The organism is Streptomyces liliifuscus, from assembly GCF_016598615.1.
Taxonomy (GTDB): Bacteria; Actinomycetota; Actinomycetes; order Streptomycetales; family Streptomycetaceae; genus Streptomyces; species Streptomyces liliifuscus.
In genome coordinates this window covers 221,022-242,614 of sequence record NZ_CP066831.1, presented here as the reverse complement: position 1 = coordinate 242,614, position 21,593 = coordinate 221,022, and the positions used below count along the sequence as shown (strand labels likewise).

At 69.0% G+C, this 21,593-nt stretch carries 17 protein-coding genes and 1 pseudogene; 10 read left to right on the top strand and 8 right to left on the bottom strand.

From position 1 onward, the window contains the following. Nucleotides 1-122: 122 nt before the first annotated feature. The gene (locus tag JEQ17_RS01025; RefSeq protein ID WP_234047978.1) at nucleotides 123-632 is read right to left on the bottom strand and encodes a MarR family winged helix-turn-helix transcriptional regulator; all 510 of its coding nucleotides are present in this window, start codon (nucleotides 630-632) and stop codon (nucleotides 123-125) included. 126 nt (nucleotides 633-758) lie between these two features. Between JEQ17_RS01025 and JEQ17_RS01020 the strand changes: the two genes are divergently transcribed. Further along, nucleotides 759-1,184, top strand: a complete 426-nt coding sequence (locus JEQ17_RS01020) for a Rid family hydrolase (RefSeq protein ID WP_200393380.1) — start codon at nucleotides 759-761, stop codon at nucleotides 1,182-1,184. A gap of 108 nt (nucleotides 1,185-1,292) precedes the next feature. Here JEQ17_RS01020 and JEQ17_RS50815 read toward each other — a convergent pair whose 3' ends face one another. Then, nucleotides 1,293-1,766 carry a PhoU domain-containing protein gene (locus JEQ17_RS50815; protein WP_407700030.1) on the bottom strand — a complete coding sequence of 158 codons (474 nt, stop codon included), beginning with the start codon at nucleotides 1,764-1,766 and terminating at the stop codon, nucleotides 1,293-1,295. A 1,173-nt stretch (nucleotides 1,767-2,939) separates the two neighbouring features. On the opposite strand from JEQ17_RS50815, the gene JEQ17_RS01010 reads away from it, so the two are divergent. Then, nucleotides 2,940-3,188: a hypothetical protein gene (locus JEQ17_RS01010; RefSeq protein ID WP_200393379.1), complete on the top strand. Its 249-nt coding sequence runs from the start codon at nucleotides 2,940-2,942 to the stop codon at nucleotides 3,186-3,188. Between the two features lie 927 nt (nucleotides 3,189-4,115). On the opposite strand, the gene JEQ17_RS49795 is transcribed toward JEQ17_RS01010, so the two are convergent. After that, entirely contained in the window at nucleotides 4,116-4,628 is a 513-nt protein-coding gene (locus JEQ17_RS49795) for a replication-relaxation family protein (RefSeq protein ID WP_234047977.1), read from the bottom strand. A 264-nt stretch (nucleotides 4,629-4,892) separates the two neighbouring features. Here JEQ17_RS49795 and JEQ17_RS01000 point away from each other — a divergent pair, with 264 nt between their 5' ends. From JEQ17_RS01000 to JEQ17_RS00995, 3 genes and pseudogenes are all read left to right on the top strand, one after another. Further along, nucleotides 4,893-5,474: a dihydrofolate reductase family protein gene (locus tag JEQ17_RS01000; RefSeq protein WP_200393378.1), complete on the top strand. Its 582-nt coding sequence runs from the start codon at nucleotides 4,893-4,895 to the stop codon at nucleotides 5,472-5,474. A gap of 249 nt (nucleotides 5,475-5,723) precedes the next feature. Then, nucleotides 5,724-5,909: pseudogene (locus tag JEQ17_RS49790) on the top strand (IS5/IS1182 family transposase); the annotation flags it as partial. A 43-nt stretch (nucleotides 5,910-5,952) separates the two neighbouring features. Then, nucleotides 5,953-6,438 (top strand): hypothetical protein, encoded by a 486-nt coding sequence (locus JEQ17_RS00995; protein ID WP_200393377.1) that lies wholly within the window; start codon nucleotides 5,953-5,955, stop codon nucleotides 6,436-6,438. Between the two features lie 46 nt (nucleotides 6,439-6,484). On the opposite strand, the gene JEQ17_RS00990 is transcribed toward JEQ17_RS00995, so the two are convergent. From JEQ17_RS00990 to JEQ17_RS00980, 3 genes are all read right to left on the bottom strand, one after another. Further along, nucleotides 6,485-7,114 (bottom strand): TetR/AcrR family transcriptional regulator, encoded by a 630-nt coding sequence (locus tag JEQ17_RS00990; protein WP_234047976.1) that lies wholly within the window; start codon nucleotides 7,112-7,114, stop codon nucleotides 6,485-6,487. A gap of 56 nt (nucleotides 7,115-7,170) precedes the next feature. Next, nucleotides 7,171-9,627 (bottom strand): beta-glucosidase family protein, encoded by a 2,457-nt coding sequence (locus JEQ17_RS00985; RefSeq protein WP_200393376.1) that lies wholly within the window; start codon nucleotides 9,625-9,627, stop codon nucleotides 7,171-7,173. 94 nt (nucleotides 9,628-9,721) lie between these two features. Then, nucleotides 9,722-11,140 carry an MFS transporter gene (locus tag JEQ17_RS00980; protein WP_200393375.1) on the bottom strand — a complete coding sequence of 473 codons (1,419 nt, stop codon included), beginning with the start codon at nucleotides 11,138-11,140 and terminating at the stop codon, nucleotides 9,722-9,724. Between the two features lie 572 nt (nucleotides 11,141-11,712). Between JEQ17_RS00980 and JEQ17_RS00975 the strand changes: the two genes are divergently transcribed. The 3 genes from JEQ17_RS00975 (at nucleotide 11,713) to JEQ17_RS00965 (ending at nucleotide 17,850) form a co-directional block, all read left to right on the top strand. Continuing rightward, nucleotides 11,713-14,565, top strand: coding sequence for an alpha-L-rhamnosidase (locus tag JEQ17_RS00975; protein ID WP_200393374.1), 2,853 nt, complete (start codon nucleotides 11,713-11,715; stop codon nucleotides 14,563-14,565). Between the two features lie 241 nt (nucleotides 14,566-14,806). Beyond that, nucleotides 14,807-15,760: an alpha/beta hydrolase gene (locus JEQ17_RS00970; RefSeq protein WP_200393373.1), complete on the top strand. Its 954-nt coding sequence runs from the start codon at nucleotides 14,807-14,809 to the stop codon at nucleotides 15,758-15,760. Nucleotides 15,761-16,596: 836 nt separating this feature from the next. Then, a complete protein-coding gene (locus JEQ17_RS00965) occupies nucleotides 16,597-17,850 on the top strand; it encodes a lipase family protein (protein WP_200401224.1) in 1,254 nt (417 codons plus the stop codon). Nucleotides 17,851-18,171: 321 nt separating this feature from the next. On the opposite strand, the gene JEQ17_RS00960 is transcribed toward JEQ17_RS00965, so the two are convergent. Both JEQ17_RS00960 and JEQ17_RS50425 read right to left on the bottom strand, forming a co-directional pair. Continuing rightward, nucleotides 18,172-19,095, bottom strand: coding sequence for a universal stress protein (locus JEQ17_RS00960; protein WP_234047974.1), 924 nt, complete (start codon nucleotides 19,093-19,095; stop codon nucleotides 18,172-18,174). A gap of 153 nt (nucleotides 19,096-19,248) precedes the next feature. Then, nucleotides 19,249-19,380: a hypothetical protein gene (locus JEQ17_RS50425; protein WP_267924733.1), complete on the bottom strand. Its 132-nt coding sequence runs from the start codon at nucleotides 19,378-19,380 to the stop codon at nucleotides 19,249-19,251. A 704-nt stretch (nucleotides 19,381-20,084) separates the two neighbouring features. On the opposite strand from JEQ17_RS50425, the gene JEQ17_RS00955 reads away from it, so the two are divergent. Together JEQ17_RS00955 and lexA are read left to right on the top strand one after the other, a co-directional pair. Next, nucleotides 20,085-20,513 carry a hypothetical protein gene (locus JEQ17_RS00955; protein WP_200393372.1) on the top strand — a complete coding sequence of 143 codons (429 nt, stop codon included), beginning with the start codon at nucleotides 20,085-20,087 and terminating at the stop codon, nucleotides 20,511-20,513. Nucleotides 20,514-20,550: 37 nt separating this feature from the next. Continuing rightward, the gene (lexA, locus tag JEQ17_RS00950) at nucleotides 20,551-21,222 is read left to right on the top strand and encodes a transcriptional repressor LexA (protein WP_200393371.1); all 672 of its coding nucleotides are present in this window, start codon (nucleotides 20,551-20,553) and stop codon (nucleotides 21,220-21,222) included. Nucleotides 21,223-21,593: the final 371 nt, after the last annotated feature.

The following is a 21,593-nucleotide window of genomic DNA, read 5'->3' as shown; positions in this document are numbered from 1 at the left end:
GCTGTGTTCCAGGGCCATCCGCTTGGGGTGCAGCCGGTTCCAGGCTCAGGTTTCGGCCTTGCCGTGGCGGGGTGTGTCGTTCACCGTGAACACGGACGGCTCCGGCCACGAGGGGGCGGCTGTCAGCCGAAGTCGTCGGGGATGATGCGGAGTTTTTGTGCGATGCGGGCGAGGGCCTTCTGGTCGGTGGTGTTGAGCGAGTCGAGGACGATGCGGCGTACGGCGCGCAGGTGTGTGGGTGCTGCCAGGTGCACGATGTCGAAGCCGGCGTCGGTGAGTTCGGCGAGGGTGTAGCGGCCGTCGGCCGGGTCGGGTGTCCGTACGACCCAGCCGCGTTGTTCACAGCGTTTGACGACGTTGGACAGGCGGGAGAGCGACCCGCTGGCGAGGAAGGCGAGTTCTCCCATCCGCAGCTTGCGCTGCGGGGCCTCGGAGAGGTGGCTGAGCGCGAGGTACTCGAACAGGGTGAGGCCGTGTTCCTGCCGCAGCGGCGCCTCCAGCTTGGCGGGCAGTAGCAGGACGAGGGAGATCATCCCCGTCCACGCCGCCTTCTCCTGCTCGTCGAGCCATCGCAGCTCCTCGTCGTCCTGGTGTTCGCTCGCGCCCCTCATGGGCCCTCCCGTGCTGGTCATGGATCTTCCCGGCTCTCCGATGATCCGTAATCACTTTATGCTTGAAGTCATTGCGTGCTAGTCTCACTTTACGCGTGAACTCATGGATGAGGAAACGCACCCCTATGGACAGGAAGAGGGAACATCATGAGCACCGTCACCTTCGGCGTCGTTCCGGGCTACGGCGAGAAGCTGCACGAGGCCTTCGGCTACAGCGGGGCCGTCCGCGTCGGCGACCGGGTCGAGACCTCCGGTCAGGCCGGGGTGGATGACGACCTGGTCATCCCCGACTCGCTGGAAGACGAGATCGTCCAGGCATTCGACAACGTGGAGCGCACGCTCGCCACGGTCGGCGCGACATGGAAGGACGTCATCCACGTCAACTCGTACCACAAGGTCGCACCGGGAGATGACGCCATCGGCGACGACGTCAACACGGTCATGGCCGAGCAGTTCCGCCGTCGCCTCGACGGCCGCGCGCCGATCTGGACCGAGACCGGCGTCACGGTCCTCGGCCTGGCCGCCATGCGCGTGGAGATCCGCGTCACCGCCATCGTCGGCTCCGGGAACTGAACCATCACCTCCAGCGGCCGAAGTGTCCCCGGGCCTCACCTATTGCCCATGAGGACGATTGTTCGGCTGAAGCCTCATGGAGCGTTCCGCCGCGTAGGCGACCGCCCTTCACGACCACGTTCTTCGTTGCAGCCACTGCCTGGGATCTGTGCCGCGCGGCAGCTGTTTCGCGCGGGGTCCGGCGAGTACGGCGCGGAGTGGGACCAGGCCCACGAGGTGCGCATCGCGATCGAGGTGTTCCGGCAGCCGGTCCGGTAGCCGGCGACCCTGGCGGTGAGTGCGGTTGAGCGCGCTGTTGTTGCCCCAGAGCGCGACGGTTGGCCCCTGGGTCGAAGTCGGGCGGGTGCGGATGGGGTCGGTAGGCAGTGCGTCGGCGTGTTCGCCTGTGGCGAGGTAGGCCACGCGCCGGGCCACGGACGCGGCATGGTCGGCGAACTGCTCGTAGCAGCGGCCGACCAGCGTGGTGTCCACGGCTGTTTCCACGCCGTGGTGCCACTGGTCGTCCAGCAGATGCTGGAAGATCAGGCGGTGGAGTTCGTCCGTGCGGTCGTCACCGTGTCCAGTCGCAACGACAGCTCCCACCGGGGTAGTGGACCCCGCCTCGCAGGCAGCGTCACTCCCGAAGCTGTGAGAGCGCACATCTGGGGAGCGTGGAAGTTCAGCGCGGACAGCCGCGACGGCACTGGGCGCACGGTCGCCGCGCAGCCGCTGGCGGTCGGCGAGTGACTCGCTACGGCTTGACCTGCACCTCTCCACCGTTGTGGTCGGCGAGCACCACGGACGCTGTGCACGAACTGGGGAGCCGCAATGCGCGTAATGGTGCCACGAAGTCCGGGATCGCGCCTACGGTCAATGCCCAGAGCAACCACGAATGAACACCGACGAGCTTCGCTCATCCGAAGCCCGCCACTATGGCGGAAAGCGCGCGACCGTCGATCCTGCCCCTGGCTGTTTTCGCCGTGCCGGCCGTCGGGCGTTCGCGCCTGGTACGCCAAGTCCGTTCCTGCGCGCGGCCAACTGCTCCGTATGTCTGCGGCAATCAGCATCAGCACTCCAGGTGAGGAGTGAGAAGGGGAAGATCCTCCGCGGGCCCTCCGAGCAGGCGACGTACCACGCACGGCGTTATCGATACGCCAGGCGGCACGAAGGTACCGACGATGAAACGGAGAGCATCTCTCGTCACCGGACCGGCAGCCGCCAGCCTATGTGCTGTCGTCCTCACAGCACCCGTGCCGGCCAACGCAGCCGAAAGCTCCCCTGTCTCGCCCCCAGGAAGGACACAATGAGGCCTCTACGAAGTATGACGGCGCTTGCCCTGGCGGTAATGGCCGCGATCCCCTTCACCACCACTCCCGCATCCGCGGCCCCTCCGCCCTGGAGCTACATCCACAACTCGTACGCCAGCGAAGTCGGCATCGGCGTGGTATACGAAACGAGTGATGGTGGCCCCATCTACGACGCGATCCTGCCTGTAGACAGGCGAACGGACAGGCATCTTGGGTGGGCCCAAGCCGAGGGTTACTACATTGGTCCCGGGTACTGCGCCAACAGTTATTTCCAGAAAGGCGGCGTGGAGCACCCTTACGATCTTCATGCGTCGGGTCAGCTTTATACGCCTCGGAACCTGACCACAACGGACACGGACGGCGTGGCGAGGTGGCTGGTCCACACCTTCCGGTGCAGCTGATTCGCTGAGCCCGACGCTGAAGCTCCTATAGATCGTCAGTTTCTCGCGCCCTGGGCAGAATTGTCGCGGTGCGATCACGCTCGCCACATCGCAATTCTCAAGATCACCGACAGAGTCAAGCGCTGAGCGGCCAGCCCTACACCCTGCCCGAGGACGCGGTGGAGTGGGTGGAGGCACTCGCGGCCCTGCGGCGCGAGGTGACCCACCCGTGGATCTACCCCTTCCGTGAACAGGTCACCCGGGCCTGCGGGCGGGCCGCCCTGGCGCTGCGTGCCGGTGCCCCCGAACCGAGGCAGCCGACGCCTCGCGGCTCTTGATAGGAGGTTGCTTTTGGTGGGCCATGGCCGGAGGGTTCCGCAAGTCTGGACGGCAAGCTTTGTGCCTGGGAACTATCGCCGTATGCCAGCGTGTTGTTGGCCGACTCATCGGAGAGCCGAGGGGGAAGTATGAGGGTGCGTCGTGTCGTATCTTGTCTGGCCGTCGTTTGGTTATGCCTAGGAGTGTCCGCAGTCGGAGCATCGGCGTCGTCCGGGCCGGCTGAGCGGGAGAGCGCGGATATATACCGCCCCCTCCGGTGGGAAAGCTCCCCTGTCTACGCGAACACCGTGACCGGGATGCGGAAGTGCGATGAGGACCGGCGAAGGAAGTACGCACAGGGCTATCCCACCAACCCGACATCCGGTTGTTTCCGGAATGCGGCTGGGTACTACTTCGAATACTGGATCCCAGGGTAGTGAAGTAGGTTCTTGACCAGGGCCAATGGTGGCTCCGTGTGCCATGGTGAGCGGCGTTGGCGCCCGTACCCGGCCTTGTGCAACACGTCTCGGGGCAGGGCCGTACGGCGCCTTGGGCTTCACAGCCGCCGATGCCGCCGATCAGGGTCAGGTGTGCCAGGCGACCTGTTGGGCGGGGTCCTGTGCGGGCCGCCAGACGGGCGCGGAGGGGCCGTCACGGAGCGGGTCGGTCAGCGGTGCCGCGAGGACGGGCACGTCGTGCAGGAAGCAGAACGGCGCCAGGTCTCTGGCGGCCGCGTGTAGGGCACGGATACGTGTCTTGGCACAGGTGGGGCCGGTGCCGTCCAGGACGAACAGCAGCCGCGGGAACAGGGGGTAGCGCCGCCGCCAGTCTTCCAGTGCCGGTTCCTGGATGGTCGGCCAGCGCCCCGGGCACGTAGCCGTGGAGGCGGGCGTACGCGGTCAGTTAGGCGGCGAGGCGTTCGGGGCCCATGGTGGCCCGGTGGACCTTCACGAACGCCCGCAGCATCGACCAGTTGTCGTCGGCGGGACCACGCCGGTAGTACAGGAGGGCGTCGGGGATGACCGCCTCGCCGCTCCCTGTCGGATAGTGGGCCTCAGGGGGATCCAGTCCAGTGGCCGGCACAGGTCGCCGTTGCGGCGGGCGTCCTGGAGGAATGCGAGCGCGGTCCTGGTCACGGTCAGCGCGTGGCCGACCTTCAGCCGTACGGCGGTCGGATCGGACACCGTCCGGGAGGGCCGGCGGCCGCGCATCTCGGGCCACTCACAGGCGAGTTGCACGCCGTACCGGGTGGGGAACCACACCCGGGTTCGTCCGGCCCCTGGCAGGGTGATCCTGTCGACCAGCCCCGCCTCCCGCAGTCGGGCCAGCCGTCGCCTCGTCTGCTCGATGCGTACCTCGGGGGCGATCACCCAGTGCATCTGTTCGGTAGTGGCCATCCGGTACTGGACCAGCACCGCCAGCGCCAGCCGGTCACCCGCGCCCGCGTCCACGTTCGGCATCACGGGTTCGCCCGCTTCCCGTCTGGTACAGCGCCGTTTGGGCGCTGCGCGTACCGGAAAGGCCAGCAGCCGGCCCCGACCATTCGGCATGCCGCGCCACACATTGGGGGCCCGGGACAGGGCGGCGCTTTCTAGGGCTCGGGCCCCACGACGCGCACCCGGCGGGGGAGCCGTACGCGCGGAACCTTTGCCCCGGGCGATGTCGAGAACTCCCGTGCGGCTCCGACGTCACCTCAGGAAGGCACCCAACGGAGGGATGAGGTCATGAGCAAGGTCGTTTCAGGTATCTCGATGTCGCTGGACGGGTTCGTCGCCGGTCCGAATGTCTCCCGCGAGCAGCAACTGGGCGACGGCGGCCTGCCGCTGCACCAGTGGCTGCACCAGCCGGACCCGCGCGACATCGCCCTGCTGGACGAGATGCGCGCAGGGCTGGGGTCGATCCTGATGGGCCGGGTGTCGTACGAGTTGGCGGAGGGCGACGGCGGATGGGGCGACGGCGGGCCCGCCGGACCGACGCCATGTTTCGTGCTTACCCACAAGGCACCCGACCCGGAGACGGTACGGGCCCCATCGGTCTTCACCTTCGTCACCGACGGCATCCACGGCGCGGTGGCCCAGGCGAAGGCAGCGGCGGGCGGCAAAGCGGTCGCCGTACACGGCGCGAGCACGACTCAACAGTGCCTCGCGGCCGGGCTGCTGGACGAGATCCAGATCCATCTGGCACCGGTCCTGCTCGGCGGTGGAACTCGGCTGTTCGACCACCTGGGCGGGCAGTACCGGCTGGAGCGTACGAAGGTGATCGAGACGCCGAACGCCACCCATCTGCGGTTCAGCGTGATCCGCTGACCGGTTCCGTGGCAACAGCGAGGGCAACTGCCGTGAAGGTCTTCGTGATCAGGCTGCGCAAACGATGATCGACTTCGTAGGGCACGGCAGCGGAACCCGCCATGGACCTCGGGACAGGGTCGTTCCTCCGGTACGACCGTTCCCCTCACAGTGATGATTGTCGAAGCGTCAGTTTGAATCTTGCCGTAGCGGGATGATGCCTTCGGTGGCATCACCCTGTGGGCCTGACTCATCCACTCACTGACGCTTCGGCTGTCCGCCTTCGACACCGAGGCGTAGAAGCAGCGCAACGCGGTCGAGCGATGCATGAGCCGGTTCAAGCAGTGGAGGGGTCTGGCCATGGGAACGGACAAGCTCGCCATCGCCTGCCAGATGGCGTGCTACGGCGCCGGCCTCCTCATCCGGGCCCGGGCACAGAGGCGTCGGGCCGCCTGACTTGGAGAGGCACCTTCTCGGCCCAGCGTGGCAGCATGCGGCAATGGTCTTGCGACACCCCGACGGCGACTACACGATCACCGCGATGTACTCCGTGCCCGACGACGCCTGGTATCTGGAACTGGATCTCGTGGCCAAGCAACAGACTCTCGTGACCGCGATCGTCCCCGACGAGCATCCGGCACGGGAACCCACAGTGTGCTTCAACCCGCACGCAGGGCACGCTGACGTCCCGTACGAGGTCATGCGCTGGTTCATGCACCAGGTCGATGAAGAGATCCGTACCGCCCGTGCCTGGATGAGGCTGAGACCGGAGCTCGTCGAGATCATCTACCAACTCCGCCAGGAGCACATGGGCGTCATCGACGATGACGACTTTCCCCAGATTCTGGCGGACGTGCGCACCACGGTCTCCGAGGAAGATCTCCCCGACGTTCTAGAGGCCGCCTTCGGGCGGAATCCTGACGGCACCACCGTGGACCATCCGCAAACGCCCCAGCCTGTCGAGGTTCAAGGAGACAGGGCCTAGGGTGCTGTCGGCGTGGCGATCCGTCCCGGACGGCCGACTGGGTGCGTCAGTTGTCTTCGCCGGTGGGCGACGGGTTGTTGCTCTCGCCCACCGGGACGGCACACATGCGGTTGAACGCCTCGACCAGGGCGGTCATGTCGACGCTCGGATCCAGCAGCCACTGCAACTGGATGCCGTCGGACACCGCGAGCAGCAGCCGCGCCATGAGCTTTGGATCGACGTCCTGGCGGATCTGGTCGTTCTGTCGGCCCTGTTCCAGGCCCTCCTGGATCCGGGTGCTCAGGTCCGTGTACCGCCGCTTGAAGAAGGCGTGGGCGGGATGGGCCGGATCCGAGGCGGCGGCGGACAGGGTCACGAACAGGTCGACCAGACCCGGCTGTCGGGCGTTGTGACCGACCGTCCGGGCCACCGCCTCGCCCGGTGACATCACATCGGCGGCCGCTTCGGTGTCCAGGGCGTCCCGCTCGGCCAGCACGGCCAGCAGGAGGTCCTCCCGGGAGTCGAAGTAGTGCAGCACACCCGCCTGGGACATGCCCACGCGGTCGGCGATCTCCTTGAGCGAGGAGCCGCGTTCGCCGTGCTCGCTGAAGACCTCCAGAGCCGCACGCAGGATCTGCTCGCGGCGCTCAAGGCCCTTGCGGTAAGGGCCCCTGGGCTTGCGTGGTGTGCTGCTCACGGTTCGACCGTACTTCACTCATGGACGGGGAGGGTCGCGGGGGGCGCGGGGCGCGATCATGACGACCGCGGTACGGCGGCGGTCAGCGGGAGAACGGCCGCCGAACGCCCCACCCGAAGCTGGTGCGGCCCGGATCGTGCGGCCCAGCCGGCCGGGGTCCAGAGGCTGAGGGCCTTTGCGGGCACGGTGATCGTGGCGATCACGGACTCACTCGCGCTCGCCTCGACCGCGGCGAACCCGACGAGGCGCCGCGGGTGGTCGCCGTCGACCGGATCCAGGTAGGCCTGGACGACCTCGCGGCCCGAGCGCTCCCCGGTGTTGCGGAGCGTGACCCGAACCGTGAGTCCGCGTTCCATGTCGCCGGTGACGACGAGGTCCTGGTAGTCCCAGGTCGTGTAGGACAGTCCGTGGCCGAAGGGGAAGAGGGGAGCGGTGCCGGAAGCGGTGTAGGCGCGGTGGCCGATCAGTTCGCCCTCCGTGTAGTCCAGGGTTCCGTCGACCGGCTGGGTGGACAGGACCGGGACGTCGGTCTCGGTGGTGGGAAAGGTGGTGGGCAGGCGGCCGCCCGGCTCGGTCCCGGTGAGGATGTCGGCGATGGCATCGCCGCCTTCCTGGCCGGGGAACCACGACCAGAGCAGGGCGGCGGGCCGGTCCGCCCAGGGGAGGAGGAAGGGGGAGCCGGCGTTGACGACGACGGCCGTACGCGGGTTGGCGGCGCAGACCCGTTCGACGAGTTCGTCCTGTCGGCCTCGCAGGGTGAGGGTTGTGCGGTCGACGCTCTCGGACTCGGTGTGCGCGTCGCTGCCGACCATCAGGATGACGGCGTCGGCGTCCGAAGCGGTGACGACGGCCGCCTCCAACTCCTCGTCGTCGGTGCCGCGCGGGGTGTCGTACCCGAGGCCCAACAGGGTGATGGGGTACGGCAGATGACGTTGCGGCCGGAAGCGCACCAGGATCTCGGTCTCGCCCTCGGCCGCGGGGAAGGCGAAGGTGTGCGAGGGAGGGTAGAGCACCAGCGAGCCGATGTCGTCGTTGTCCTGGAGCTGTTCGTGGGTCTGTGGTTCGTTTCCGGGGACCTGGAGCGTGATGTGGCCGGGGCCGAGCACCGACAGCCGGTGGATGCCGGATTCCCGGAGTGTGAGACGGGTCCGTACGACCAGTTCCGCCACCTCGTCGGAGAGGAGGATCGGGAACCAGGTGCTCGCGGGGTCTTTGTGCTCCTCGGAGACCACGGTGTTGTCGGCCGTCCGGTACTCCAGTCGTGCACCGGGTTCGCCGGTGACCGGGTCGGTGGCCGTGTCCCCGTCCAGCGGAAGGAGCGCCGCGTGCGGGAAGACGCCCTGGCGGACGGTGAGCTCGACGTTGTCGCCGAGTGCCCGGCGCAGTCCTTCGAGCGGGGTGACGATGTGCTCGGGGGTGACATGGGCGCTGCCACCGCCCTGCGCGGTGAAGCGGACGGCGTTGGGACCGATCAGGGCCACCTTGCGCAGGGCGTCGGTACGCAGGGGGAGCAGACCGTCGTTGCGCAGGAGTACAGAACCGCGGACCGCGAGATCCCGTATGCGGGAGCGCACATCCTCCGGTACCGGAGCGACGTCCGCGCCGACCGTGCTGTCTGTGCCGTCCATGCCGTCGAGTGCCCCGGTCCGCGCGGCCAGCCGCAGGATGCGGCGGACCTTTTCATCGATCACGCTTTCGGGAACCCGGCCCTCAGTGACGGCGGCCAGCAGGGCGTCGCCCCACGGCCCGTCGGGGCCCGGCATGACCAGGTCGAGCCCGGCCAGGGCCGAGTCCTCGGTGGACCTTGTGGCCTGCCAGTCGGAGACAACGACGCCGTCGAATCCCCACTCCTCCTTCAGCAGACTGTTCAGCAGCTCGCCGTTCTCGGTCATCGACTTGCCGTTGACCGAGTTGTAGGCCGCCATCACGACCCAGGCGCCGGCCTCCCGCACGGCGGCCTCGAAGGGCGGCAGATACGTCTCGCGCAGGGTCTTCTCGTCGATCCGGGCGTCGTATGTCATCCGCTCGGTTTCGGAGTCGTTGCCGACGAAGTGCTTGACGGTGGCCGCCACGCCGGTCGACTGCACGCCCTTGATGAAGCCGACCGTGGTGCGGGCAGTGAGGTGCGGATCTTCGGAGTAGCACTCGAAGTGCCGTCCGCCCAGTGGGGATCGGTGCAGGTTGACGGTGGGGGCGAGCAGGACGTGAATGCCCATTTCCCGCGCCTTCAGGCCCATGAGGCGGCCGGCCTCGTATGCGGTGTCCTCGTCCCAGGCCGCGGAGAGTGAGGTGGGGCTGGGGAAGAGGAGGGAGGGGGCCGCGGTGTCGCCGAAGGCGGTGCCGCGAGGGCCCACGGGCCCGTCGGACAGGGCGAGGGAAGCGAGGCCGGCGGCGGCGACCGGTGTCAGGGTCCAGGCGTCGCCGCCGGTGAGCAGGGTCACCTTCTCCTTGAGGGACATGGCGTTGAGGCGCCGGGTGAGATCCGCTTCGTCCACCGTCTGTCGACGAGTCATCGGCTGTTCCTGCCTTTCGGGGGGATGGGGTCTTGGATCCGGGGCTGGCGCTCGGGGCGGTGGCCGGTGGGGGGCAGCCTTGGAGGGAGGGCGATCAGGAGGCGGCCACGGCTGTCTCCGGTTCGATGTCCTGGGCGCGCTTGAGCCGGGGGATCAGGGCGGCGGCGAGGAGTCCGAGGAGTGCGAGGCCGGCGCCGAGCAGCATCGCGTTCTTGAAGGCGACGTCGTGGTAGAAGCGGGTGCCCTGGTAGACCGTGCTGTTCTTGGCGAGGATGACGTAGACGAGCTGTGTGATGACGGTGGTGAACACGCCCTGGATCATGCCCTGGAGCCCGTTGGCGGTGGCCTGCGCGTCGGGCGTCACCGCTTCGATGATCAGGACCGGTACCGAGGACACGATCAGGCCCAGGGCGATGGCGGACACGGTGCCCAGCAGCATCAGCTGGGTGTCGCCGTAGTGCCATTGCCGCTGAAGGAGGAAACCGACGGCGGCCAGGGCCGCGCCGAGGCCCAGCGGCAGCCGGGCGTCGACCTTGCGCAGGGCGACGCCGGTGCCGAAGCCGACGGCCAGGATGAGGATGCTGGCGGGGATGCCGATGATCGCGTAGTGCGTGGCGGTCATGCCGAGGCCGTCGGAGACGCCGGGGATCTTGGGGAAGAGCACCAGCAGCTGGCTGATCACGCCGGTGCCGAAGACGGTCGCGGAGATGAGTGCTGTGGCCAGCATGACGGTCCAGACGGAGCGGCGGGACATCATGGTCAGGTCGAACAGCGGATGGGCGGCCTTGACGTCGGTCACCACGTAGAGCAGGACTGCCGCGACACCGCCGAGCATGAAGGCCAGGGTGCGAGCGTCGGTCCAGCCCCACTCGCCGCCCTTGCCGATGCCGTAGGTGAGGGCCGCGGCGCCGCCGCCGAGGAGCGCGCCGCCGAGCCAGTTCACCTTCGTGCGCTCCGCACGGTGCGGGGTTTCGGGTACCACGGTGAGCAGGAGCAGCAGACCGATCGCCGTGGCGGTGGCCAGTGACCACATCACGCCTCGGAAGCCGAAGCTGTCGATCACCCAGCCGGTGAGGAAGGGGCCGCCCAGGGCCACGAAGGCGATGCCGCTGCCGATCAGGCCGCTGGCCGCGCCCACGTGCTTGGGCGGGAAGAGCTCGCGGACGGAGGCATAGGCGAGGGCCGCGATGGGGCCGTAGAAGCCCGCTATGCCCCGGCCGACCAGCAGCATGCCGTAGCTGGTGGCCAGCGCGGCGACGATGTCACCGACGAGGCCGAGCAGAGTGATGGCGATCATGACGTTGCGCTTGCCGTAGAAGTCGGCGGCCTTCACGACGAACGGCGTGATCACGGTGGCGACCAGCGCGTTGACGAGGATGAACCAGCCGATCTCCGTGGTGCGGAAGTGCAGCGCGACGGAGGCCTGCGCGTTGCCGCCGAGCAGGCCCGCCAGCGACAGCAGCTGGGTGGGCCACATCAGGGCGAGAGCGATGAGGGCGAAGCGGGCTCCCATGCCGGCCCTGGGGGCTTTCGTCGTAGGCCCGGGTGTGGCTGCGGGTGAGGGTGTGGTGGAGGAAGTCACGACGGTTTGGCCTCTCTTCGGAGAGAAGGAGTGAGCGGTCCTGCGGAGGGTGACCTCGTCGGGGCGGTGGGGGAGGTCCGTACGGGACGAGCGCCGCATCCGAGGGGAAATGAGCAACAGTGCATCTGCGCCCGGGAATTGGAACCTTTCAATTCCGTGGCTGCCATGGTGGGGGCCGTGCCCCGGTGTGTCACCCCGGCTCGTTGTGACTGGTGTGCCGAGCCGCGCGAGCAAGGGGAGCGGTGTGGAGCTTGGCTCTCGCAGGCCTCTGAACCGGTCGGATCCAGAGTGAACGAGAAGTTCACGTGACGGAAACCTAGCGACGTTCGGGATTCGTGGCTAGAGTTTCAGCCATAACTTTTTTTCGAGTCACCATCTGGATCTCCCGCTGCCTCCAGGGCGCTCTCCTTGTCGCAGGTCAGGATTTGAATCGATTCACGGACGGTGACTCATGATGGCCACAGGCACGCCACCGTGGCCGGGCGCGAGAGTGAGGACCACACGTGAATCAGGAAACGCTTGACCGGGCGGGTGTCGTTGCCGATGTCCGTTTCGAGCACGTACGCGATGCGCTGGGCCTCGGCACCGGTCGCCCCCGGCTGTCGTGGACCACTCTCACGCAGGCCCGGGACTGGACCCAGAGGGCGTACGAGGTGGAGCTGACCGTCCCGGACGGCGATACTCCGGCCGTGAGGATGCGGGTCGAGTCGGCCGACTCCGTCCTTGTGACGTGGCCGTTCGAGCCGCTCCCGGCACGCGGCAGGGCCACCGTCCGCGTCCGCGTCACCGGCTCCGACGGTGAGGTCTCGCCCTGGAGCGAACCGGCGACGGCCGAGGTCGGCCTGCTCGTCCCGGACGACTGGTCGGCCGTCTTCGTCACCCCGGACTGGGACGAGGACCCGCAGACAGACCAGCCCTCCCCGTTCCTGCGGCGCGAGTTCGACCTGCGCGGCCCGGTGCGCTCGGCCCGCTTGCATGCCACCGCGCTCGGCGTGTACGAGGCGGAGATCAACGGCACCCGTGTCGGCGACGACGTGCTTGCCCCGGGCTGGACGGCGTACGACAAGCGCCTGCGCCACCAGACCTACGACGTCACCGGTCTGCTGCGCCCCGGCCGCAACGCCCTCGGCGCGATCCTCGGCGACGGCTGGTTCCGTGGTCGCATCGGGTTCGACGGCAAGACGCGTGCCGTCTACGGCGACCGGCTCGCCCTGCTCGCCCAACTGGAGGTGGAGTACGTGGACGGCACCACGGAGCGCGTCACGACCGACGGTTCGTGGCGGGCCGCCACCGGCCCGGTCGTCGCCTCCGGTCTCTACGACGGCGAGGCCTACGACGCCCGCCGGGAACGGTCCGGCTGGTCGGAGCCCGGCCACGACGAGTCCGGCTGGCGCGGGGTACGTGTCGTCGAACGCGACTTCTCCACCCTCGTGGCGCCCAACGGCCCGCAGGTGCGCCGCATCGAGGAGATCGCTCCGGTCTCCGTGACCACCACTGCGTCCGGCAAGATGCTCCTGGACTTCGGTCAGAACCTCGTGGGCCGACTCCGCCTCACTGTGTCCGGCGAGGCGGGCCGCGTCGTTACCCTGCGCCACGCCGAGGTACTGGAGGGCGGCGAGCTGTGCACCAGGCCGCTGCGCACGGCCGCCGCCACCGACACATACACCCTGCGTGGGCAGGGCACGGAGGTCTTCGAGCCCCGCTTCACCTTCCACGGCTTCCGGTACGCCGAGATCACGGGAGCGCCCGACGGCTTCGACCCGACGACCGTACGCGCCGTCGTCCTCCACTCCGACCTGGCGCGCACGGGCTTCTTCGAGTGCTCCGACGACCTTGTCAACCGCCTGCACGAGAACGTGGTGTGGGGCATGCGCGGCAACTTCCTCGACGTTCCCACCGACTGCCCGCAGCGTGACGAGCGGCTCGGCTGGACCGGCGACATCCAGGTCTTCTCGCCCAGCGCCTCCTACCTCTACGACAGCGCCGGCTTCCTCAGTTCCTGGCTGGCCGATCTCGCCGCCGAGCAGGGCGCCGACGGCGTCGTGCCGTTCGTGGTGCCCAAGGTGGGGGTGGCCGGCGCCGACACCCCGACCGCGGCCTGGGGCGACGCCGCCGTGTTGGTGCCGTGGGTGCTCCACGAGCGGTATGGCGACACCGGCCTCCTCGCCGCCCAGTACGACTCGATGCGTGGCTGGGTGGAGCACGTCGCCTCGATCGCGGGCGCGGGCCGACTGTGGGACAGCGGCTTTCAGTTCGGGGACTGGCTCGACCCGACGGCCCCGGCCGGCCGGCCCGACGGCGCCGCGACCCCGGGCGAACTCGTCGCCACGGCCTACTTCGCCCGCTCCACCGAACTCCTTGCCCGCACCGCCGAGATTCTGGGCCGCGACGAGGACGCCGAGCGCTACCGCGTCCTGGTCGAGGAGATCCGCGTCGCGTTCCAGGCGGAATACGTCACCGGCGCCGGACGGGTGATGGCCGACGCACCGACCGCGTACGCCCTCGCCCTCTGCTTCGACCTGCTGGCCTCCGACGCCCAGCGCGCCCACGCCGGCGACCGGCTCGCCCAACTCGTCCGCGCGGGCGGTCACAAGATCGCGACCGGCTTCGTCGGCACCCCGCTGATCTGCGACGCCCTGACCCGCACCGGCCACGCCGACACCGCCTACCGGCTGCTCCTCCAGCGGGAGTGCCCGTCCTGGCTCTACCCGGTCACCATGGGCGCGACCACCATCTGGGAGCGCTGGGACAGCCTGCTGCCCGACGGGACGATCAACCCGAGCGGGATGACCTCCTTCAACCACTACGCGCTGGGCGCTGTCGCCGACTGGCTGCACCGCACGGTCGCCGGTCTCGCCCCCGCCGCGCCCGGCTACCGCCGCCTGCGTGTGGAACCGCGACCGGGCGGCGGACTCACCCGCGCGAGGGCAGGACTGCGCACGCCGTACGGCTACGCGGAGGTGGCCTGGTCCCTGGCGGGGACGGAGCTGACGGTCGAAGCACTCGTGCCGCCGAACACGACCGCCGAGGTCGTCCTGCCGGACAGCGGCGCCGACGCCTTCGAGGTCGGCTCGGGCCGGTACAGCTGGACGGTGCCGTACGAGTTCGCGGACTCTGAACGGGCCCCGTTGTCCGTGGACATGAGCATCGACAACCTGTTGGACCGCGAGGAGGCCGCCCGCGCCTTCAAGGACCTGCTGATCGAGTACATCCCGGAGGCGGCCGCCTTCATCGACAGCGGGTCGGGGGCTCCAGTCGGCACGACTGTGCGGGCGATCGCGGGGATGGTCCCCGACGGCGAGAGCTTCCTTTCCGACCTGCAAGCCAGGTTCGCAGAACTGGAGGGCCGCGTCTGACGGGCGCGTTCCCAGGGCCTGGCCTCACGTCCCGTCCATGTCGCACGTTCGGGCCGGTCGGCGAGACGGAGTGCAGCCAGGTGCCATGTGCGCCGTCGTTGCGGCCTGCCTCGACGGTGGCGACGTGCGAACGATGAAAACCTATTGAAGTTCGGTATTGACAGCTGTGATCCCTTCTGTGCGACGTCACACGAGGCGACGCAGAGACCCCGTCTGGGGTGCCGACAAGGAGACGCCTACCATGCCCAGTGCCACCTTTGCCCTGATGGAGAGCTGGTTTCAGCAGTCGATCAGCCAACGCGGGCCCATGAATCTTGCGGCGGACCGCGAGCAGGCCGCCACACTTGCGGACATGTACCGGCCGATACCGGGCGTCGTTGACGAGCCGGTCGCGGCACTCCGTCAGGGCTCCTATCTGATGACCCCTGACGGAGCACGCGACGACGTAGCGATCCTCTACATCCATGGCGGCGGGTTCCGCTCAGGCTTGGCGAGGGGTGCTCGTGGCCTCGGGGCGCGCCTCGCCCTGGAAACCAAGGCACGGGTGATGCTGCCGGAGTACCGGCTGGCTCCCGAGGACCCGTTCCCCGCAGGACTTGACGACTGCCTGGCCGCGTTCGACCAGGCCGCCCTGTTGGCGCCCAAGGTCGTGGTGGCCGGAGAATCCGCTGGAGCCAACCTCGCGCTCGCGGTTCTTCTGCGGCGCTCGGCGGAGAAGCACCCCGGAGTTCTTGCCGGAGCCTGCTACTCCGGTGTTTTCGACCTGCGCAAGGGGCGCTTCTCCGAGGGAAGCTGGGCCGACAATGCAGGCTCCGATCTGCTGCTGCCGGACGAGCTCGGCCTGGCCATGCACGACGACTACCTCGGCGGCCACCCGGCCACCGACCCCTTGGTGAGCCCAGTCGTCGCCGACCTGCACGGTCTGCCACCCCTGTTTCTCCAGGTGTCCGGCGCCGAGCGTGTACTCGACGACTCGCTGACTCTGGCCGACCGGGCGGTCCGGTCGGGCGTGGAGGTCGTTCTCGAGGTGTGGCCGAGCATGTTCCACGCGTGGCAGATGGCGGCCGGCTTCCTGCCCGAGGCCACCGAGGCTGTGACCCGCACCGCCGCGTTCGTGCAGCGGGCCATCGACGGCCGTTTCGTCGACGGCGCTGCCTTGCGGGGTGGTCCGGCGAGCCTGGACGACATTCCCTGAGAACAGTGTGCCCGGTGGAAAACCATCGCTCTCCCCGTCATCAACAGGTCTGATTCGGTTCGAGGCCGGCCACGGGTGAGAGTGTGGCCAAGCTCGTGGGCTTGCTCGTCGGCGTGCTGGGCCGTCAGAGGGCGGTTCGTGAAGGAGTGTCAGGGCCTCCCGCAGGCACTCTCGCGGAACCGTCGCGCCCCACGGATAACACGGCCCCCTGACCTGCGGATCTAATGTCGAAAACACCTAGTCGGAGCCGTGGGGTGCCGGGCGAGCCGGCCGGTCTCCTGCCGCACCGTCGGCGGCAGGGTGACGTGCCCCGCGGCTCGGTGCGGTCGTATACCGGAGCACGGCGTTGAGGCTCCTGCCCAGGTGCCGGGCACAGCTGGAACACAACGCTGATCCGCACAAGGCCCACCCAGTCACTGCGGAGCACGCTCTACCGGTGCAGAGCAGCGCCGATTCGGCACGACGAGAGGCACAGTGCACGGTGGCTCGTCCGCTGCCCCCGAAAGGCTGGCGCCGAACGCGTTCCGTGGCTGCGCGCGGCCTCGCTGAGCCGAGCGGGCGCCGCCGACTCCGGTTCCCGCAGTTCACGCGGCACGCCGGACTCGCAGAGCCGCGGCCTGCGGCGCCGTAAGCCCGGCAGGTTCCGATCCTGGTGCGGCACGGCGGAGAACTCTTGTGCCTCGCGCACAGTCCCGTCGGCGCAGTTGTGGGGTCGCTGACTATGAACCCACCTCATACAGACATAACTTACTCAACCGTAACTTCACACCCCACCGATTCCGAAGGAGCCGGCCTTGCGGAAGGCAACAGCGAAACGGAAGAAGAAGCCGCTGGTGATGCTCGGGATGGGCTCCCTCGTGGCGGCGGGGCTCACGGTTCCGGCCTACACGGCAGGGGCATCCGAACCGGCCGTCGGCTGTGACGCCGCGGACGACGCGATCTACGCCCCGCCGGCCACCGCCCCCGGCACGCCCGGCCAGGTCGTCTCCTGCCGCCCGACCAAGCTGCCGCACGTGCCGGGCAACATCCCCATGAACGCCTGGAAGGTGCAGTACAGCTCGACGAACAATGCCGACGAGCCGGTGGCCGTCTCCGGTACGGTCGCGGTGCCGAAAGCCGAGTGGCGGGGTGCGGGGCCGCGCCCGATCGTGGCGTTCAACCCCGGCACGCTGGGCCTCGGCCCTCAGTGCGCCTTCTCCAAGCAACTGGCCGGCGAGTACCAGGACGCGTACGAGGGCGACAACATCTCCGCCGCTCTGAAGGCCGGTTACGCCGTCGCCGCCACGGACGGGGCGGGTTATCTGACTGGGCAGACCCACCCGTACGTCTCCGGCCAGGACGCCGGGTACGCACTGCTGGACGTCGCCAGGGCCGCGCCCGCCGTTCCCGGCAGCGGCCTGGACGGCAAGGCGCCGGTCGGCCTCTGGGGCTACTCGGAAGGAGGCGCGGCCAGCCTGTGGGCGGCGCAGCTGGCGGAGTCGTACGCGCCTGATGTCAACGTCGTCGCCGACGCCTCCGGAGGTGTCCCCGGTGATCTGAAGGTCGTCGCGAAGGCCCTGGACGGCGGTCCCTTCGCGGGCTTTCTCACGGACGCCCTGATCGGCCTGGCGGCCGCGCACCCGCAGATGCCGTTCGACGAAATCATGAACGGGACCGGCAAGGAGGCAATCGAGAAGGCCAAGTCCCTGTGCTTGGTGGGAACCATCGCGAACTTCGCGGGACAGAAGGTCGAGAACTACAGCACGGACCGGCTTTCCCTCGACCAGATTTACGCCCTGAAGGGCGGCGACGGCACCACGTGGGGCGAGGTCGTGGACCGGCAGAAGCTGGGCACAGGCGTCGGGCCGAGGGGCTCGGACGCCAAGCACGAAATTGGCTTCCCCGTCATGCAGTACCGCGGGCTGTTCGACGAGGTGATCCCGACCGAGACCGAGGACGCGACCCGGCAGGCGTACTGCTCCGCCCAGGTGCCCACGCGCTGGAGGACCTATCCGGGCGAGCACTTGACCGCCGACAACCAGGCGGTGAATGACGTCGTCGCCTGGCTGGGCGACCGGTTCGCGGGGAAGACGGAATACGGCAACTGCTGATCCCTGTTCTCCGGCCGCACCACATTGGGAGCCGTCGGCCGGCCGTACGAGCGTCACCGTGCCCGACGTCGGGTGCTCGTGGCGTCCCGCACCCGCAGGAGGGGAGGACACGGGTCGTCGTCCGGCAAGTCCCCTGAGCGCGGTGCCGTGCGCCCACCCCGAACGACGTAGTCGTTGCCGCGATGTCCGCGAGTAGCCAGATTCGGTGCAGCCCGAGCGCGCCGATCGGGAGGGCCGGTCTCAGACACGACGCGAGGGCCGGCCTCAGGCGCGAGGAGTGATACAAGCCCGCCTGGTGACGGCCGCAGACTGTCCGCCATCTCACTCCTGTTGCGAAACCACCGCCACCGGGCAGTCGGAGTGGTGCAGCACCGTGTGTCCGACCAGGCCGAGCTGCGGTCCGAGGTGGCCGCGAGGCCGGCGGGCGCCGATGATCAGGAGGTCGCCCGCCGAGGACCGGGTCACCAGAGCATGGCGTGCGGAGCCCTCGACAAGCGCGCGGTGCACGGTGACGCCGGGGTACTCCTGGGCAACGCCGTCCAACGCCTCATCGAGGAGAGCCGCGGCGGCAACCTCCTCGGCGTGGGTGGCCCCGTCAGGCAGCGGATGCGGCGCAGTCCGGTGTGCCGGGCGACGCCAGGCCCGTACCGCCTCGATCTCGCACGCGCGTACCGCGGCCTCCCGGAAGGCGTACCGGACCGTCGCCGGCGCTGTGACACCGGTGCCGACGCCCAGCACGATACGGCCGGTGGCGGCTTGGCTGTTCTGTGTCCGGCCGCGTACGACGACGACCGGGCAGGGAGCACGGGCGGCGAGGGAGAGGCTGACCGAGCCCAGCAGGAGTTCCCTGATCGGGCCCCTGCCTCGTACACCGGTCACTACGGCACTGGCGCGGAGTGCCTCGCGCAGCAGGGCCGACACGGGATCCTCCGGTACCACGCCCGTGCTGATCTCCAGCGTCGGGGCGCGCAGCCCGGCACGCCAGGCCGCTCCCGCCACGACGCTCTCGGCGAGGTCGTGTCCGGTTACCGCATCCGAGGCGACATCGGGTGTGTCCGCCAGGGCCGCACCCTCGTACCGCTCCCAGAGGGAGGCGTGGACGACCCGCAGCGGCACCCCGTGGCGGACCGCCTCGTCCACGGCCCAGTCGACGGCATGGAGGCTGGGCTCCGAGCCATCGACACCCACGACGATCGGCAGCACCATCGTTTCCACCGCCTTCAGCGTTCCGCGATGTTCTCTCATTCTCCCCTTCCTCGCGGGTCGGCGCGTGTCGTGCAGCATCCGGCCGAGTGGCAGGCGAGAGGTCTTCGGCGGCACAGGGGCGTGGTCAAGCACCCGGGACATCGGCCTCGGTGACGGCGGAGTCAGAGATCGAACTGTCGCGTATTTCTCGTCTCAGTCGGGCCTTCTGTGACTGGCCGTGACCGTGGTCGACGGAACACGGTGGATTGCCGTCCAGTCGACGACGGCACCCACGTCGGGCAGGAGCCGGGCCACCGAGCCGTACGGGCCCCGTTGCCGATCCACGGGACAACTGCACGTGTCGACCAGACGATGCGCCCGACCCCAGCGAGGACACAGGACGTCGATCCGGACGCGCGACGGAGGTCTTCTGCCCGGCGGTGGGCGGGCAGAAGGCCTCCGCGCCCCGGCGGGCACGCGCTCGATGGTGGAGGAGTTCGCCCACCTGGTGATGTGGCTGCTCCCGGGGGAGCAGCCACCGACTGCGGGCGGATGTCCGGTTCGTATGTGCTTCGTAGCGTCATCGGCGTGATGGAGGCACGCACGTTCACCTACCTCGCCGGCGACGCGCTGCTCGACGACGGTACGTACGCCCGAGGCGAGCGGCGGCCCGTCCTGTGAGGCATCGCTGCCTCCGTCGCCGCGGCCGCGCTGCTCGGCCTGGCGGTCGGTGTCTTCGTCCGCCACTTCGCGGGTGCCGTCATCGCCGTGACCGGACTGCTGCTCCTGCCCTCCCTGCTCGGGCCGCTGTTCGGTGATGCCCAGCACTGGGGCGTCCCGGCGTGCCCCGCGGGCGTCCCCGACGCCGCGCTGCTGCAGTTCACAGACCTCGGATGCGACCGTAGGGACGGCCGGCGGCCTCGGCCCCCGCCCATCCCTGCTCCGGGTCGCCGGCTACACGGCGGAGCCGCTGCTCGTGGCCGGGGGCCGTGTGTACGCGTGACGAATGACAGCAGCTCACGTATGACCCGTATGAAGGGACCTTCGTCGTGCCCTGGAACTCTGCGCGTTTACGGCTGTTCCTCATCCTGGTGATCGCGGACCTCCTGCTCTTTGCGGAAGTGTCTGCCCCGGACGCCGACGCGAGGGCCCCCGGGCGGCACGGTGCCGAGATCATCGCCGAGGAGAGCGCCGGTGAGCGTTTGGTCGATCTCAGCGTCTCCTCGCCCGGGTTGGGCGGTACGGCCAGGGTCCGGTTGCTGACCCCGGACAGCAGGGAGCGGCGGGGACCGGGGGAGACGCGGCCCGTCGTGTATCTCCTGCACGGCGGCTTCGAGCCGGAGACGTACGAGACCTGGACCCGTGAGTCCGACGTCGAGGAGTTGCCTCAGCTCCGGGATTACGCCCGGGTGACGGACGGTTGGGCAGCACCAGCTCAAAGTCGAACCAGTGTTCCCTTCATGGGGGCAGCGAGTTAAAGTCACACTCTGCGGATCTTGTACGGAGGTGCCCGGCATGGACAACAACGCGTCGACACGCCGGGGCCGGCCCCCAGGCACCCGGACCGCGGAAGGAGAGCTGACGGACCGGCAAGCGGCTATCGTCCGCTACATCACGGAGTCGGTCGACCGGCAGGGCTACCCCCCGTCGATGCGGGAGATCGGCCAGGCCGTGAAGCTCGCCAGTACGTCCTCGGTCGCCCATCAGCTGATGGCCCTGGAACGCAAAGGCGTCCTGTACCGCGACCCGCACCGTCCCCGCGCCTACTGCGTACGTCCCTCCTGGGCGCCCGACCTGGGAAACAGCGCCGAGCCCGCGGTGGATGTGCCGCTCGTCGGACGGATCGCCGCCGGCGCACCCCTGCTCGCCGAGGAAGTGGTCGAGGACGTCTACGCGCTGCCGCGACAACTCGTCGGCGAAGGCGAGTTGTTCGCCCTGACCGTGGTCGGCGACAGCATGATCGAGATGGCGATCTGCGACGGCGACATCGTCATCGTCCGCCGCATGGACAGCGCCGACCACGGCGATGTCGTCGCCGCGCTCCTCGAAGACGAAGCCACGGTCAAACAGCTGCGCCGACAGGACGGCCGGGTGTGGCTCATGCCCCACAACTCCGCATACGAGCCGATCCCCGGCGACCAGGCCCAGATCCTCGGCAAAGTCGTGAGTGTTCTGCGCCAACTCTGACAAGACAGCCTCGGATCGATACGGCTGCGTCTCCCGTGCGCAGCAACGGGTCGTCAGCGAGAAGGCCGGCCAGATGTATTGCGACTACTTCGCGGTCCGGGACCGCTCCTGGGCGTGTGCAGCCGTTGTTCTCGCGCTGCACCGGGCCCGGGCGTCGCGCGCCTTGGTTGGGACGAAGTCGCGCCATCCCGCGGCGACTTCGTCCGTAGACCGCGCGCGTTGGGGGATGGGTGTGGCACCGTGGTTTCAGGTCGGGCCCGTCACTCCCCCCGTGGTGACGGGCCCGACCTTTCGTGTGCGTTGTGCAGCTCCGCCGCCGTGGGCTCTCGCCTCGCGGTGCGGACGGGAGTAGCGGGCCCGGCGTCGAGATC

Bases quoted from the DNA above. Each gene is read 5' to 3' on its own strand.
- JEQ17_RS00985 (WP_200393376.1), bottom strand. From the start codon at position 9,627: ATGACTCGTCGACAGACGGTGGACGAAGCGGATCTCACCCGGCGCCTC.
- JEQ17_RS00960 (WP_234047974.1), bottom strand. From the start codon at position 19,095: ATGAGAGAACATCGCGGAACGCTGAAGGCGGTGGAAACGATGGTGCTG.
- JEQ17_RS01000 (WP_200393378.1), top strand. From the start codon at position 4,893: ATGAGCAAGGTCGTTTCAGGTATCTCGATGTCGCTGGACGGGTTCGTC.
- JEQ17_RS01020 (WP_200393380.1), top strand. From the start codon at position 759: ATGAGCACCGTCACCTTCGGCGTCGTTCCGGGCTACGGCGAGAAGCTG.
- JEQ17_RS00970 (WP_200393373.1), top strand. From the start codon at position 14,807: ATGCCCAGTGCCACCTTTGCCCTGATGGAGAGCTGGTTTCAGCAGTCG.
- JEQ17_RS00995 (WP_200393377.1), top strand. From the start codon at position 5,953: ATGGTCTTGCGACACCCCGACGGCGACTACACGATCACCGCGATGTAC.
- lexA (WP_200393371.1), top strand. From the start codon at position 20,551: ATGGACAACAACGCGTCGACACGCCGGGGCCGGCCCCCAGGCACCCGG.
- JEQ17_RS00965 (WP_200401224.1), top strand. From the start codon at position 16,597: ATGCTCGGGATGGGCTCCCTCGTGGCGGCGGGGCTCACGGTTCCGGCC.
- JEQ17_RS49795 (WP_234047977.1), bottom strand. From the start codon at position 4,628: ATGCCGAACGTGGACGCGGGCGCGGGTGACCGGCTGGCGCTGGCGGTG.
- JEQ17_RS00980 (WP_200393375.1), bottom strand. From the start codon at position 11,140: ATGGGAGCCCGCTTCGCCCTCATCGCTCTCGCCCTGATGTGGCCCACC.
- JEQ17_RS01025 (WP_234047978.1), bottom strand. From the start codon at position 632: ATGACCAGCACGGGAGGGCCCATGAGGGGCGCGAGCGAACACCAGGAC.